General features: G+C 42.0%; 12 protein-coding genes. 9 read left to right on the top strand and 3 right to left on the bottom strand.

The genetic code is table 11. From position 1 onward, the window contains the following. The first annotated feature begins 30 nt into the window (after positions 1-30). From G7Y45_RS06365 to G7Y45_RS06405, 9 genes are all read left to right on the top strand, one after another. Positions 31-1,173, top strand: coding sequence for a DUF4099 domain-containing protein (locus G7Y45_RS06365; RefSeq protein WP_165017878.1), 1,143 nt, complete (start codon positions 31-33; stop codon positions 1,171-1,173). Between the two features lie 4 nt (positions 1,174-1,177). Next, positions 1,178-2,152 carry a DUF6047 family protein gene (locus tag G7Y45_RS06370; protein ID WP_165017876.1) on the top strand — a complete coding sequence of 325 codons (975 nt, stop codon included), beginning with the start codon at positions 1,178-1,180 and terminating at the stop codon, positions 2,150-2,152. A 1-nt stretch (position 2,153) separates the two neighbouring features. Then, on the top strand, positions 2,154-2,975 hold the full coding sequence (locus tag G7Y45_RS06375) for a DUF6047 family protein (protein ID WP_241159093.1): 822 nt from the start codon (positions 2,154-2,156) through the stop codon (positions 2,973-2,975). 22 nt (positions 2,976-2,997) lie between these two features. Next, the gene (locus G7Y45_RS06380) at positions 2,998-4,443 is read left to right on the top strand and encodes a DUF6047 family protein (RefSeq protein ID WP_241159092.1); all 1,446 of its coding nucleotides are present in this window, start codon (positions 2,998-3,000) and stop codon (positions 4,441-4,443) included. A gap of 11 nt (positions 4,444-4,454) precedes the next feature. Further along, positions 4,455-4,673: a hypothetical protein gene (locus G7Y45_RS06385; protein WP_241159090.1), complete on the top strand. Its 219-nt coding sequence runs from the start codon at positions 4,455-4,457 to the stop codon at positions 4,671-4,673. Positions 4,674-4,786: 113 nt separating this feature from the next. Continuing rightward, entirely contained in the window at positions 4,787-6,553 is a 1,767-nt protein-coding gene (locus G7Y45_RS06390; RefSeq protein WP_165017870.1) for a DUF6047 family protein, read from the top strand. Between the two features lie 2 nt (positions 6,554-6,555). Continuing rightward, positions 6,556-7,746, top strand: a complete 1,191-nt coding sequence (locus tag G7Y45_RS06395; RefSeq protein WP_165017867.1) for a DUF6047 family protein — start codon at positions 6,556-6,558, stop codon at positions 7,744-7,746. A gap of 5 nt (positions 7,747-7,751) precedes the next feature. After that, positions 7,752-8,618, top strand: a complete 867-nt coding sequence (locus G7Y45_RS06400) for a hypothetical protein (RefSeq protein WP_165017864.1) — start codon at positions 7,752-7,754, stop codon at positions 8,616-8,618. A 217-nt stretch (positions 8,619-8,835) separates the two neighbouring features. After that, entirely contained in the window at positions 8,836-10,728 is a 1,893-nt protein-coding gene (locus tag G7Y45_RS06405; RefSeq protein WP_165017917.1) for a type IA DNA topoisomerase, read from the top strand. A 158-nt stretch (positions 10,729-10,886) separates the two neighbouring features. Here the strand turns inward: G7Y45_RS06405 and G7Y45_RS06410 are convergent, their stop codons facing one another. The 3 genes from G7Y45_RS06410 to G7Y45_RS06420 all read right to left on the bottom strand — a co-directional run bounded on the left by G7Y45_RS06410 (position 10,887) and on the right by G7Y45_RS06420 (position 15,541). Then, the gene (locus tag G7Y45_RS06410; protein ID WP_165017862.1) at positions 10,887-12,107 is read right to left on the bottom strand and encodes a site-specific integrase; all 1,221 of its coding nucleotides are present in this window, start codon (positions 12,105-12,107) and stop codon (positions 10,887-10,889) included. 672 nt (positions 12,108-12,779) lie between these two features. Further along, entirely contained in the window at positions 12,780-13,421 is a 642-nt protein-coding gene (locus G7Y45_RS06415) for a DUF2290 domain-containing protein (protein WP_165017860.1), read from the bottom strand. A gap of 53 nt (positions 13,422-13,474) precedes the next feature. Then, a complete protein-coding gene (locus tag G7Y45_RS06420; RefSeq protein WP_165017858.1) occupies positions 13,475-15,541 on the bottom strand; it encodes a DEAD/DEAH box helicase in 2,067 nt (688 codons plus the stop codon). Positions 15,542-15,675 lie beyond the last annotated feature (134 nt).

A 15,675-nucleotide genomic window follows, 5' to 3' on the forward strand; every position in this document is an offset into this window, starting at 1 on the left:
ATAATTCATTAATCTTTAAAATTAACGTATATGAACGATGTAAATTCAGCTCCTGAAAATAACGGGGCAACTCAGGAACATGGGTATCTGATGGCGTATGACAAGAAAGAGCAGAAAGCCAAAGGAGTAAAAGGAATCGCGGCGAATGGCGAACTGGAAACGCTCGAAGCCAATGAAGCGAACAAAGGACAATTTATTAAGGTGGACCAGAGAGGAAACTTCTTTACCAACTTCGGAAAGAACTTTCTCTACCATTACAACAATCCGGGACGTTACTCCCTGTACAACATCCCGAAGGAAACACCTGTAGAGCAGGCCAAAGAAAAAATAGAGGCAGCGCAGCTACCACAGAACGAAGCAATCCGTAGAGAGCTGGCTCCCACCAGGGTGTATAACAACCACCGTTTCAATGAACGGGAAGTGAATTGGGAACAGGCAGCCAGATACGGCATCACTCCCGACGGATTGAAGAACACAAAGGACAGTCTCGAAAGAATGCTGCAAGGAAAAACCTCCGCTATTGCTTTCCGCGTGGCAAAAGATTCCGAACTTGGTCGTGAGAACGGCGATGCCAAACTCTCCCTGTTCCGTGATGAGAACGGTGCCGTCAAGTTTGACATCCATTATATCCGTCAGGCTCCCAAAGTAGGCGAAGATTACAGAGGACATACGCTAACGGAGGACGACCTCAAAACATTGAACCGTACCGGCAACCTGGGCAGAACGGTCGATATGGTCATTGATTACCGTACCAAAGAAACCAAACCTTGCTACCTTTCCAAAGATCCGGTAACGAATGAATTGTTCCACATGCCTGTGGAGCAGGCGCGCGTTCCTCGCAAGGTGAAAGATTATACGCTTTCCCCATCAGAGTACGAAGCCGCCTTACGTGGCGAGGAAGTGCCGATCCGTTTCAAGTCCAATAATGGGAATTATTATACCACTTCCATCCAGATGAGTGCCGCCGAGCGGGGTGTTGAATTCCTCTGGGAAAGAAGCACCAAGAAGCTGGAAGAGGGGCAGAAACAGGAACAACAGCAGGCCGGTAACGGAGAGCAGCAGGTTAACGGGGCGGTACAAACAACCGGGAAGCCTCTGAAAAAAGAAGAGACCTCCCGGCAAGCAGAAAAGAAAACACGCACCCGCAAGCCCTCCATAACCCCTAAAATGTAATAATATGGAATTACAGACTCTCCCGCAACAAAAAGAGCCGGACAGATTACCTGTCCATGCCATCGAAACCTCCAAAGGAATGTTGTTCTTCAGCAGCAGCGAACCGGGACGGGCAGGACTCAAGAATTACTATCAGGAACTCACTGATAACTATTTTTCAGTTCATGGCGAATCATCACCGGTACGTGAGTATTCTATCAGCCGGATAACTCCTGACATATATCCTTTTATAGATGCCAGCCATAAGATAAACCCGGACACCGGCATCCGGGAATTTGTCTTCGAACCTCTTTCTTCCCAGCATCAGGACTTCGACAAGAAAGGCTGGAGATTGGAGTTTGAGGCATCCATGAAACCCCATTCGGGAGAGTTTCTTCTCCTGCAGGAGCATGCCGGTAGCCGGATAAGTAAACACAATAATAATGTATGGCGGTTACTATACTTGCAGGAACATGGATATAGCCGTGATACCATCCAGGCTCCCTCTTTTGAGTATTCCCATGTTTTTCAACATTTAGGAGAACAAATCAATGCATCCATTAACTTCACCGGAGGGACAAATCCTTCCGGTGAACCTTCAAAGGACCTGTTCGACCTGATTGAAGAAGTCCAACGGAAAGCCGCCGAAATCATCACAAGAGATTATGATATCCGGGGACACCGGTCTTTTGAAAGAACCATGATGGATTCGTCATATGATCCCATCATCGGCGATACCAGGCTCAGTTATCCGCTGCGGCAGGCTGTCTGGGAAGGAAAATGCGTTTATCTACCGGAGATATCGGTATCTAACCCTGACCTGCATTATATCCGTGCGGACAAGGAACATCAAAAACTAAGCATTTCCGCTACACCTTTCTCCCGGCGGATATACCGGGAACAGAACGGGAAAATCGTTCCTTTCCAGCCTACGGTCACAGTCTCTTCAAAAAAGGAGAAAACTTCTAAAGTGAAAAGGAGTAACAAACCTAAATTATAAAATGATGAAGCAACCTGAACAATCCTATACAGCGATAGAAACCGCCAACGGCTTTTTATTCTTCACCCATACAGCGGAAGGACAAGCAAGCGTGCAAAAATTCCTGCAACTTGTGGCGGATCATTACTTCGATCCTCATTTCAACCTCGGACCGATCCATGTTTACAGGGCGGAAGGTATCCTCAGACAAGGGTCGTCTGTCAATCCGGGTGAGAACCTGTTCACTGAATATCCTTACCAGAAGATGCACAGAACCCCGGAGATGGAACCGGCATATCAGAATGAGATGAAACCCACCCCGGAAGATTTCCGCAGTTTCTGCCACAATGCGCACTGCGAGATCAGTCACCGTAACTGTAATATCATTGATGCGTTGGAGGCGATAGCGGGCAAGGAACGCACAGTTTCCGAACTCTCAGGGCGAACCTTGACACCGGAAATCCGGGAACAGATAGAGGAAAACAGCCGGGACAAGGACGAGCTGGATAAACTTCTCAAACGATTTTACGACGTGCGTGGACACCGCACTGTCGAGAATATTCTCAGTGACCCTATGGACAGTGTCATAGTAGACGGTGTCCACCTCTTTACCCCCCACCGGCAGGTACTGGAAGCGGGACATGTGCTCTTTCTGCCCACAGAGGCAAAGAACAATCCGTCGCATTCCTATGCATGGGTGAACGGGGATTTCTCCCGGATCGTATTCTCTAAAGAACCGCCCGGAAACAAGCAGGTATTCAAAGTGAAAGCGGTTATCGAAAAGGCTTTGGATAATAAAAAGCAGGACGTGAAAAAGAAAAAAAATACCCATCCTAAACTGTAGAAATATGGACAATAGAAACCAAATGGAAAATCATTTTTTCGATCCCGAAAAACCGGGCAGCATATTTATTGCAATAGACCGGTATCACCATTATATACCGTTACCGGGCAACTCACTCAGATTCGTCGAAGGAAACCAAAGGGAGATAACGGATGTCGCCTTTCATCAGTTCCTGTCGGACAATGTCAACGGAGTCAAAAGTTGTACGTATGTGCCGGATATAGAGATGGTACGGTATGATCTGAATCTGATGAGGGAGGTACCGACACCGGATATACGTGTGCCTTTTGACAAGTATATCCGGCAGGAGCTATTGCCTTATTTGCATCAGAGTTTTCAGTCCCCTTCCCGTCAGATCTCACTGCCGGATGCCGTCTATTGCTCCAGATATAAAGGAGATATCGATTGCAGTATCCTGAAAAAGTATTTCATGCAGGAAGCCGATTATATGAGCTTCCGCAGGAACCAGGACGAAAGGCAGAAAATCTACCGGGGAGAGGCGAATTACCAGACACCGCTGAAAGTGGTGGAGAATGACTACGGGTATCTGATATTCTCCGGCAATGAAATCGGAAAAGAAGGATTCAGGGAATGTCTGCAGCATATCACCGACCATTACTTCGATCCGCACTACGATATCGGTCATCTGGGTATCTATGAATATCCGTATGTAACAGAAGAGCTGACAGCCCACATTGACGCATCCTACCGGATCGACCGTACCCGGCAGCTGAACAACTCCTTCGAATTCCAGCGTGAGAACCACGTGCCCCAGTCCAAATTGCCGGACAAGTTTATTAACGGGCTGGCTCCTCTATTCTACAGCCCGATGGAAACGACGGCTGACGGATTTATGGAACTGCTTGACAAATTTCATTTCGATCCGGATGTACGTGCGCAAATCAGCCCTTCCAACCGGGACATTTACCGGCTGCTGACCGTGATAAAGAGCGGTTATATGAATATTCATGAGCAGCCGTTCACCTACTTTAAGGAGTCACTGCCCGCCAGCGAGAAACTCGAAAGGATAACGCAGGTACGATCAGCGGCTGATTTCGATATGAAGGAATTCAAACAAGCCTCCCTGGAAATCCGGCAAGCCGCCGACGGTATCCTTAAAAGGGATTTCGATGTGAGAGGACACCGTTCCCTCAAGAGCATGCTGGATGATCCGATAGTGGAATTCACTGTGGGGAACCGGAAATTGAATGACGTGCAGAAATCAGTATTGTCTTCCGGTTATGCGCTTTATATTCCGGAAAACAACCGGGAGCCGGTCAGACATCTACAATACTGCATGGCAGACTTCGGACAGAACCGGATGAAGAACTCATCCGAACCTTTCCCCGTCAAGACCTATACCTTGAAAGAGGGACTGCTCCATCCGCTGTCCACGGATACAAATAAAAAGCCGGGGACTGTCAAAAAGCCGGAGAACCAAAAACGAAAAACGAACCGTTTAAAATAATAACAGGAAATATGATACCCAAAAGTCAGATTTGTATCGGAGCACGGATTGTAGAGAACGATCCGGAAGAACAGGCTCCTGTTCCCTATAAAGGGAAAGTCATCGCCATCAAGGAAACCGGAAAAGGAGAAATGGATTACTTTGTCCGCATTCTGCTGGATGACGAATCCATGAAACAAAAAAGAATCTCCCTTTGCTGCCCGGACAAGATTATGATCTGTTTTCCATGAACCATAGACTTGGAAGAAAAGCAAAAGGTGGAGCGCAAAATTAAGAATGGAAAAGCTCCTGGCCCGTCAAGAGGACATAAACTCTCTTAATTATTCACCTTATAAATTAGAATATGAAACAGAAAAATCCCGAACTCATCCTTCATTTTTTTGTTGCCCAGGACTCCAAAGGAAGACCCCGGCAACTGGAAATACACCTGATACCGGATAAAGAAGTATCGGTGGCAAATCAAAGATTTACCGAATATTTAAGGCGGCAGAGGGAAATGTACAAGCCATCCCTCGCTCAAAGCCATCTGCCTGATCTCGATTTGTGCCGTTACCAGTTTCCCTCAGAAATAAACTGCCCTGATATCCGTCTCTTTGATAAGGATAACAGTCTGGTGCAACAATTTATCACTCACAATGGAGGAAGCATGCAGAATAATGTCTCGCTCCGGGGATTGGAATACCTATATTCACGGGATGAAGAAAAAGGTCTGCCCATGTTGGTCTCCAGCGGGCTTGCCAACCATTTACTTGTACAGCCGGAGGCTAAACGTTTCGCACTTGCACAAAGCACTTTCCACGACGCTCCGTCAGAAACACTGACTGCATTAGAAACCGCCAAAGGGGTGCTTTTGTTTGAATATTCCGGTTACGGAAAAACATGCTGCCATTCCTATATGCAACACTTAGCTGATCATTTTTTTATTATGGGAGAAGAGAAACCGGAGTTTGTCAACCTGTACAAGCTGACTAATCCGAATGAAGAAGTTATAAAAGCGTTTCAAACATCCACCAATCCGTTCTCATTATATACAAACGACTTTATACCGGATAAAGCGCAATATCTGGATGCGACTATTCTGAGAAATGCCCGGCTGGACAGGAGCCATCGCATAGAACCGACGTTAGACGCTTATGATAAATTTGCATCTTCCTATGGGATAGTTGCGAGTATTGCAAATGCCCAGATACTCCGGCTACTATCTTTACAAGAGACAGCAGGTATTTATGGAATAGATTATACCACCAGACAAATTCCATTTATGCATAAGAACTCTTTTAACTCCCAGTTTAATGCATTACAGAATATTCCGGCAGAAAATAAGGGCGAACAGGAAAAGGTCAAAGCACTGATTCGTAATCAGGCAGCCTATATTTTGAAACGTGATTATGGAATTTCATCGGATAACCGGCAGAATAAAGAGATAGACCCCATTATCTCTATCCAAACTCTCAAAGGTGCCGTTTACCTACCGGTTACAGATGAAGGAGCTGTCTACAAACAATGTTTCCTCCAAGATTTGGCTGACCGGTTCTTCACTCCGGAAGTACAGGCTTTGAGACGGATCAGGGAATTCTACATCTCCAATCCCAATCATAGTACGGAACATTATATACAGAAGCATCTGGATTTTTTCCAGTCCAACCCACCGGATAAACAGTTGGCAAAGATTCCTTTGTATCCCATTGAGCAATCCGAGCTGCTGAAAAAAGGCGGTTATCCCACAGAACCGACTTATCATGCCTTCAAACAGTTCACGGAGGATTACCAGCTGTTGGTAACGCCGAAGAATGCAGAAATATTCAATCTGCTCTTTATACGGGAATACGGCTTACCGGCAGATTTCAATTCCAGTGAAAGTTATAAAGCATTCGTTCACAAAGATGATTTCAAACCGTTGAATCAGGAAATGTCCGAATTGCAATCCCAAAAGGGATATAGTGAGAAAGCATTTTACCATATCCAGAACAGACAGCAGCAACTCGCTGACAAGATACTTGGACAGGAATACAAATTGACTTGTCCGCCTTTGCAACTGACCGGACCGGCGGCATCGGAAAAGAAAAAAGCAGTTCCCCGCCGAAATAAGTCACATAATCCCCGTATCTAAAGATGGAAAAAATAAAAGATAGCTTATCTGCAAAAGAAGATTTAAAAAGCCTGTTTATAGAGTTGCAGCCGGATAACCGGGTATCGACTATCATGGTCGTGTCGTCTGTTCCGACAGATAAAAACTCTTTTCCGGTATTTATGGATCTTATCGCCCGGATAGCTATGGAACAGAAAACCATACCGGATAACCTTTTACTGCGTTTTGAGGGAATACCTGCCAAGGATATTCCTTTCACCGGTAAACTACCGGTAAAAGACAGTGAGAAAGCCCTCAGATTCATCGTTTCTCACGGAGGCATAACAGAAAACAACTCTGTTCCTCTGCGGAAAGCGGCCTACCTCAGAGCTTGTCAAAAGGAACTGACGGCAGAGAATTTCCAGGCACTGGACCACTCGCCGGGTTATAGGCGTTTTATTGCTTATGAGGATGCGATGGAGAAGGTCACCGTAGGAAAGCAGGCCAGACAATTCTATACCATAGCTGAAACGGAACAAGGCATCTGGGTATTCAATGACGGACTATCAGGAACAGTGAGGTTTCGGGATTACCTGCAATCAATAGCGGATAATTTCTACTCCAACTCCCTACAGGATGTGGAGTCATTAAATATCTACCGGATAGAAACAGTTTCCCGCCGGATGCTGGAACTCTCCAACGGGAATCAAACCTCCATGCCGCAAGCGGCAATGGAAATTCTGGCGAATTACAAGCCGTCCGTCACTTTCAACATGCATCCCACCGGGGAAAATCTCGACCGGTTTGTTACAGCAGGCGCATTGGAACTCTCAGCCCGTAACCGAAACATCATGACTCTTCAGGATATAGCTGACAGAGGATACGCCCATTTACCGGCGGACGAATCGTTTGCCTATAAAAAGGATTTCTTACCTGTGGAGAAAGGTATCCGTGAGATTATCCGGCAAAAGGAATTACACCGGGATTATCCTTTTCAGCAGAAGATGGATGAACTGCAAACCGCTGCCAAGTCATTGGCCGGAATGCTGTTAAACAGAGATGGAATCCGGAAGGATTATCACCGGATAAGTCCGTCTGTTGCAGCCTCTAAGGACGGACAGGCTCAAACAGTCGTGAAACCGCAGGATAAACCCGAGCTTCCCCGTCACAATGAAAAGAAAAAAGTCCGAACAGAAACCGCTTCCGTCAAAAAACAGGCGAAGCCCAAATTATAGCGCTTATGGAACTGATAAATAACGCATTCATTCCCGAGAAAGAGATACCGCGCAGTCGTAGGGATGCCGGAAGAAAAGCATTCCTGCAGACTTTCAGGAACCTGTTCACAAACCGGAACCCCTTTAGGAGGTTCATGGACACTTACCGTTTCAATACGATTCGCTGGAGTGCCTCCAACCTTCACGAACCTTCATGGGGAAAACGAATCGGATTATTCTTTCAGACGAGGAATCCGGTTGCCCTCCTTCGGGATGAGTACCGGAACAACCGCAGTAACCTGTTGAATAAATGGGAAATATCCAACCTGAACCGTATCCAAATGGAACTGATCCGGATGGGTAGAACGCCGCTTCAGGAGAAAGACAGGAATACGTTCAAGAGTCTGAACGGCATTGAAAAGAAGATAAAGCAACTGCAAGGATACAAGGGATGCCCCGATATGAGCCACGAAAAGCAGCTTCTGGCAACGTATAGGTATATCCTCTCTTCTCCCTTTGACCGGAAGTTCTCAGGATTGCCACCCGATGAGATTTGTGGGATGCTCCGGCAGAACGGACTGTCCAAACCGAACCTCCCTTATCAAAATTATGAAGGAATCCTGCAGGGCCGTCAAACGGTTCTGTATGAGCTGGCAACCGGAAAGAACGGAGAGAAATACCTCCAACCGGCAGACCAGGTGAAACTGAATGCCGGGATGACCGGAGTTTCAATGGATTTAATCAGCCGTTTCCCGTCAAGGGAAATTCCCCTTCCGAATCTGACGGAAGGCATACAGGTATCGGAGAAAAAAGAGAAACTCTCCGTACCCAAAGAACCGAAGAAAAAGGTACGGAAAGAAAAAACAAAGACCAAGAGTTTAAAAATTAAATAGTTAAACAGTCATTCAACATTAAAAAACAAGTAACATGAAAACGATTTGTATCTGTGAAAAACCATCCGTGGCACGCAGTATCGCCCAGATTCTGGGCGCAACGGAGAAACAGGAAGGATATTTGAGTGGAAACGGGTATGCCGTTACATGAACTTACGGCCATCTGTTGGCATTGGCCCTGCCTCAAGACTACGGTATCGTTCGTGCGGAAAAAGAGATGCTGCCGATCATTCCCGATCCGTTCAAACTGGTAGTCCGCCAGGTAAAGACGAAAGAGGGTTATAAGGCTGATCCGTCAGCATTGAAACAATTGGACGTAATCCGTAAACTGTTGAATCAGGCCGGTAGTGTGATTATTTGTACGGATGCGGCTCGCGAAGGAGAACTTATAGCCAGATACGTCCTTGAATATCTGGGGTACACCAAAGAAACCAAACGCCTGTGGATATCCTCGCTTACGGAAAAATCCATACGGGAAGGGTTCAATAACCTTAAATCAAGCAGGGAGTTTGACAGTCTGTACCGTTCCGCCAAAGCCCGGAGAGAAGCAGATTGGGTAGTCGGTATGAATGCCAGCCTGTCTTTGAGTATGGCTGCCGGAAAGAGCAACTATTCCCTGGGAAGAGTACAGACACCGACACTTGCCATGATTTGCCACAGGTATCTGGATAGCAGGAATTTTATATTCAAACCTTATTTCCAGTTACAACTACGGACTACAAAGACCGGGGAAGAACTCGTAATGACTTGCACCGAAAAGTATGATGCACCGGAGAAACTTGACATTGCCCGTGAAAAAGTCTATGAAGAGAAAACTGCCCAAGTAGTGCAGGTAGAAAAGAAAGAAGTCTCAGAAGAGGCTCCGTTACTATATGACCTGACCGCCCTGCAGCGAAGTGCCAACACCAAACTCGGACTGACCGCAGAGCAGACGCTGAACATTGCCCAAAAATTATATGAATCGGGGTACGTCTCGTATCCCCGTACCGGATGCAACTATATTACAGAGGACATCTTCGAGCAGACCCCTTCTCTCATCGCCCTGCTGAAGCAGCATCCCCGTTTTGCACAGCATGCGAAGAATCTCTGTAACCGGACTTTGAACCGACATTGCGTGGACGATAGCAAGATGACAGACCATCACGGATTAATCATTACGGAGAACTTTCCTCAGAACCTCTCCCTCGACGAGCAGAATATCTATTCCATGATTGCCGGACGTATGCTGGAGGCTTTCTCCGGCAAATGCCTGAAAGAGACGGTTTCCATACAAGTGGACTGCAACAGTGTACTATTCGGCATAAAAGGATGTCAAATCAAGATCCCGGGATGGAGAGGCATCTACAATGAACCGGGTGAAAAAGAAGAAGAAAGCCTCCTGCCGGAGTTTCAGGAAGGAGAAGTATTGCCTATTCTTGGTATTGATACATTAGCCAAGAAAACCAAGCCGCAGCCTGTATTCACCGAGGCAAGCCTACTTGCGGCAATGGAAAGCTGCGGCCGGCAATTGAGCGATGAAAAAGAAAAGGAGGCAATGAAAGACTCCAGACTCGGCACACCGGCTACTCGTGCAGGCATTATCGAACTGCTGCTCGCCCGACATTATGTGGAAAGAAGCGGACGGTTCCTGATGCCTACTCCCAAAGGTTTGGAAGTATACGATATTGTCAAGAAAAAGATGATTGCCAACGTGAGTATGACCGGAAGGTGGGAATGTGAATTGCATGAGATAGAAACCGGCAAAGTTACCACAGAAACATTTACGGAGAAGATTAACTCCTATGCCCGGCAAATCACGTCCGAACTGCTTGCCCTGAAACTCGACCACCCGGACTTGCCGCATTGTAACTGTCCCAAATGCGGGGCCGAAACGATTACCGTCTTCAATAAGGTAGCCAAGTGCAGCGATCCCGATTGCGGTTTCCTTTTGTTCCGGACATTCAACGGCAGGGAACTGACGGACAACCAGATGCTCCTGCTGCTACAAGGCAAGCGCACCGGATACCTCAAGTTCACCAGCAAGAAAGGGAAAAAGTATGAAGCCTCGCTGGAACTGGATGGCAACTACAGGATAGACATTACATTTAAGAATAATAAGCCTAAGAAATAATTTATCGGTTTATGAAAAAAGAATTAGAGAGATACCGGATGAGCTGAACTAGGAGTTAATACTCAATAAAGAGTCCTATGGCTTTTTAGATTCAGAGGGGTATAACTTTCGATCAAAGGGGATGTCGCAAAAAACGACATCCCCTTTGATATCTTATTTTATATGGCAAATTTATGCTTCATCACTTCCATTTCTTTGGAGACAGTAGTGTCTAAAACCTTTGCATAAATTTTTGTGGTTCGTATGTCTGAATGTCCCAACATTCTAGCGATTGTTTCCATTGACACTTTATTAGCCAGAGCTATGCATGCAAACGTATGGCGGGCGATATGGGTCGTCAACTTTTTAGTAATTCCACACACATCGGCAATTTCTTTCAAATAACTGTTCATCCGTTGATTACAAGGTACAGGAAGCACCATGTTCTTTTGTTTACAGATCGGATTGTCCTTATATTTTTCAGCTATTAATGCAGGAATGTCAAGCAGCGGTATGTGACACATGTTATTTGTTTTTTCACGAGGCTTTCGAATCCAATTTTCCCCATTAGGATCTTTTGTAATATGCTCAGGACGTAAATGTTTTATATCCGTGAATGCTAATCCGGACAGACAACAAAAAACAAAAATGTCGCGTACTATTTCTAAACGAGGTATATTAAACTCTTTTTCCATAATAATATGTAATTCTTCCTCGCTGAGAAATTCCCGGTTAGATTGGGTTTGTTTGAACCTGACTCCGGAGAATGGGTTATCCGTCATCCATTTATTTGTAAGTGCCAATGTGATAATTTTCTTTAGGTTCTTTAAATATTTAACAGTTGCATTCTGAGCGCAACTTTTTTCAGTTTTGATAAAGAATTCAAAATTGGATATGAACTCGTGATTGATATTGCACAGAGGTATATCGTTTAATCGATATTCTTTTTTCAAGAACTCCTCAAGATATCGTACAGTTCTCTCATAACGGAGCACCGTAGCTTTCACCACATCTTTCCCTATTAGCTCACGATACTTTGCATTATGTTCTTTGAAAACTTCCAATAACATCTTGTGAGTTTGGTTTTCACCATAGAATAAGTTCTTCAGAATTTCAGCTGTGATAGGTTTATCATCCTGTTCCAGTTCACGATGAATACGAAGTACGCGGGTACGTACTGTTTCCAGATAGTGGTTAAGTTCCAGATACTTTCTGTCCTTACCAATCGCACATTCTCTTTGGGCATTCCACTTGTCAATCTCCACACTACGTTTGACTTGAATTTCTGCACGTTTCCCATTTACGGTTATTCTCAGGCAGATAGGAGCCTCTCCGTTTTTCAATAATTTGGCCTTCTTGATGTAAAAAAGGACCGAAAAATAATTTCTTTCCATACTCATACACTTTAAAAGTTTAATGGTTCAAAGTTACTTTTAGAAGCGATGAATAGCATTACGTAAAATGCAGATAATCAACGAATAAAACACCAATTCGGAGGACTAAAATTTGGAGGAATTCAAGTCCTCCGATTTCACCTGAATTAGGTGCTTCAATTCGCGGTAAAATGCAGGTTTGATATAAAAGAAAAAGCTCTGATAAGTTTGATTATCAGAGCTTTATGCAATTTTGCTATTTTAAAAAGTGATCCGCCTGGGATTCTCCAAAGAGAGTTACCACGCTGATATTTAAAACTTTATAATTCTTGCTTCAAGCATATCCCATGATTTATCCCACTAATTTGCTACGTGCTTTTGCAGTAGTTTGCTCATGGAGAATACTGAGGACAAAGATATATCTTTCTTTTTGCTTTTCAAAATAGAATGCTTCGTTTTAATTCTTTTGTAAGGCTGCTGATATTTACTTTGAAATATATTACTGTAAAATAATTGTTGTTATATGTAAATTTTAAAAAGTAATATATTATCAAGATATTATCTGTCTCAATTTATTTGAATAGCTTTATTTATAACGCAATGTATATACTGCCATGTCGTATTTTTTTTCTTAAAGGTAATATATTAACTATTATTTTGCGTTAAGCAGATTCAAAATTAGACATTTATCTAATCTTGCTATACTATATATAATTCTCTTTGTTCTTGGCTTTGCCATAGCTCTTCAGGTATGTTTCTACATATTTTTTTGAACTGAAACACTTGGCTGTCAATAATATTTTCATTTATTGCTATTTCCCAACGTGCAATATATACATGTTTAATTATAAACAGAACAAAAGTCAATGGTGTCAATATAATAGAACTAGGCAATCTGAAGGTATTATTTAGCCCGATATGGAGGTGCGAATACGAATGTAGGTTTGGTCTATATCCTTTACGATCTACATCATATCTAACATACATTGCTCCTATATTTATTTTTTGTTCATCTCTTCTTTGTTCATAATCTTCTGCATAATCAACTTTTAGTTCTTCTATTATTTGCTCATCTAAAGGGATTTCATCTTCTTCAAATATTTCTAATAAAAAATCCATAAAAGAAAAATAAGAAGATTGAGATTGAATAAAAGCATAGCGCAGTTTCTCCCCCTCTTTACTGAATTGAAAAATAGAATCATCATCTAATAATAGCTCATAATCATTATTATCAATAGCTGTTTGATAAATTTCTTTTAGATCACCAGATTTTGCAGCTTCTAATGAAGCTAAAGAATACACTCCCCTTTCAATATCTTTCTGTCTTTTTAAAAATTTCATCTTTTTTAAAAGACGTACGGCGTCATTTATTGATATGTTAAAAGCTCCATCATTCATCTTTTCTTCTTAATAAATTGCATAATATCTTCAACACTTAAACCACTATTAATAAGAGTGTCTATTTTAGATTGTACATCAAGTAATAAACTCTGTTGAATCCTACTTCCTCTTTCAATAGTTTTTGTTGTTTCTTTACTTGGTTGACGGAATATTAGTTTGAAGTCATTCTCTTCCAATTTTTTCAACTCTTCAAGACAATATTTTATTTTTTCTCCACCTGTAATTGTTACCCATCCTTTTGTTCTTGTAATAGCTGTAAATAATTTGTTTCTTAAAATAACATTATCTCTATTTATGAAAACACTGTCTGCGCCTATGATATAAACCATTCCTGCTTCATTTCCTTTCGCTTTATTAATAGTAGACAATGTGACATTATTTTCATAAAAGAAGTGTTTGTTCGCATTTGGAGCTTCTACAAGATTGAAGGTGGATATGCCATTCCTTATTAACATTTTAGCTAATAGAGAGTAATATGTATTAATATTCCTATTATCAAGACAAATAACACAAATGTCATCAGGTCGTAATTTCTCATCTTGTATATCTTTAGTAATGCATTGAGCTATAAACTTACATTCTAATTCGTAATTTGTAAATGAATGTACTTCAATTGTATATATCCCCAATTCCTGATTCATTATATTAGGTGTATGCTCTACAGGGCGAGATATTACCATCTGATCTCCAACTTCAGAGAGTCCTGATTCAACTTTAAACCCCAATAGCTCCCAATGATTATTATCCTCTAGACGTTGTAATACTTTGGAATTATATATGCCTAGACCTAATGAGAAAGCAGCAATGAGAGCAGTTCTTGGATTTCGATAACACGTATGTAATACGATGTCTTGAAGTGGATTAGTGTTTTTTGAGAAGTCCACAAAATAATTTCCATTTACATCTTTTCCAAAAGTGTTTTTTTCATCTTGCAAATTTATATCAAAGATATTTTGGAAATCATCATAAGCCCAAACTATTCTTTTTTCTTTTGAAAGTGCATAACATAGTTGATAGAAATGATCTGGAAAATCTTGACCTTCATCAATCAATGTTAAATCGTATTTAGGAGTTACTTTACCTGTTTTTAAAATAGATTTACAAACATAATCAAATGGATTAGCAGAAAATTGTCTAGCGACATTATAAGTGATAGGTTCGATACCGTTATCCATACATGCCGTAGAGTATACCCCCCCTAATTCAATTCCTCCCCATCCATGAAGAATATGTATTTTTTTCCAATTGGGTTCTCTATTATCTGCAAAATCTCTATAAAACCGTTCTATTAAATTTTTTATTAATCCATATAGGGATTTTGTATAATATGTATATAATATATCTTCATAAGGATGAGCCATGTGATATAGTGCAGCCTTCATTGTTAGAATTATAGTCTTCCCTGATCCAGCTAAGCCTCTAATTCTTTGAGGACCATCAATTGTTACTAAGGCAACTTTCTTTTGTTCTAAATCAAATGCAGCTTCTTTGTTTTGAATTATGTTGAGAATATCAGCTTTAAGTTTAGATTTATTTTCGGGTGAACTTTTACGTTCCTTTTTAGTTGTTAAGCGAGAGGTCCCATCTATACAGCTTAATAAAATATTAAATTCATCGTCTGTAAGTTGAGTTGTCTCATTTGCTTCAATAGCTTGTTTAAGACAAGGTAATGAAACATATTTCCGATCTTCAACAACTTCATCTTTTTCTGAAATAATTAAAAGAGTAACATTGAATTTAAGTTCCCTACGTCCTTTTCTTAACTCGCTACGTTTATTTAAACGATTGATAATACTGACATCTAAATCGTCTAAATATTCTTCTTCCTCTTCTGTCAAGTATCGATTTGAATCCAAACATTTTAAATATAGAACTCCATATTTGGGAGAAGCTAAAAGAAACTGGGCTTGTATCAAATCTTCTGGTAACTCACCACGGTACAAAGGGAAATTATAATAAAGGACAGCAGAGCTATCTAATGAAAATGATTTGATTTTTTCACAAACACGATATGCAATAGCATCCTGTGTTAGCTTAATCTCATCTGCTATTATGTTCATAATTAAATATTTAATTGATATATACAGGGGTACAAAGATAGAAAAAACAACTATACTACGAAAACTATAACACGCTATTTAAAGAATAATGTGTATGTGTCTGAAAAACAAAAAATTAACAAATATTCTTTCTC

Source organism: Bacteroides sp. ZJ-18 (assembly GCF_011038705.2).
Classification (GTDB): domain Bacteria; phylum Bacteroidota; class Bacteroidia; order Bacteroidales; family Bacteroidaceae; genus Bacteroides; species Bacteroides hominis.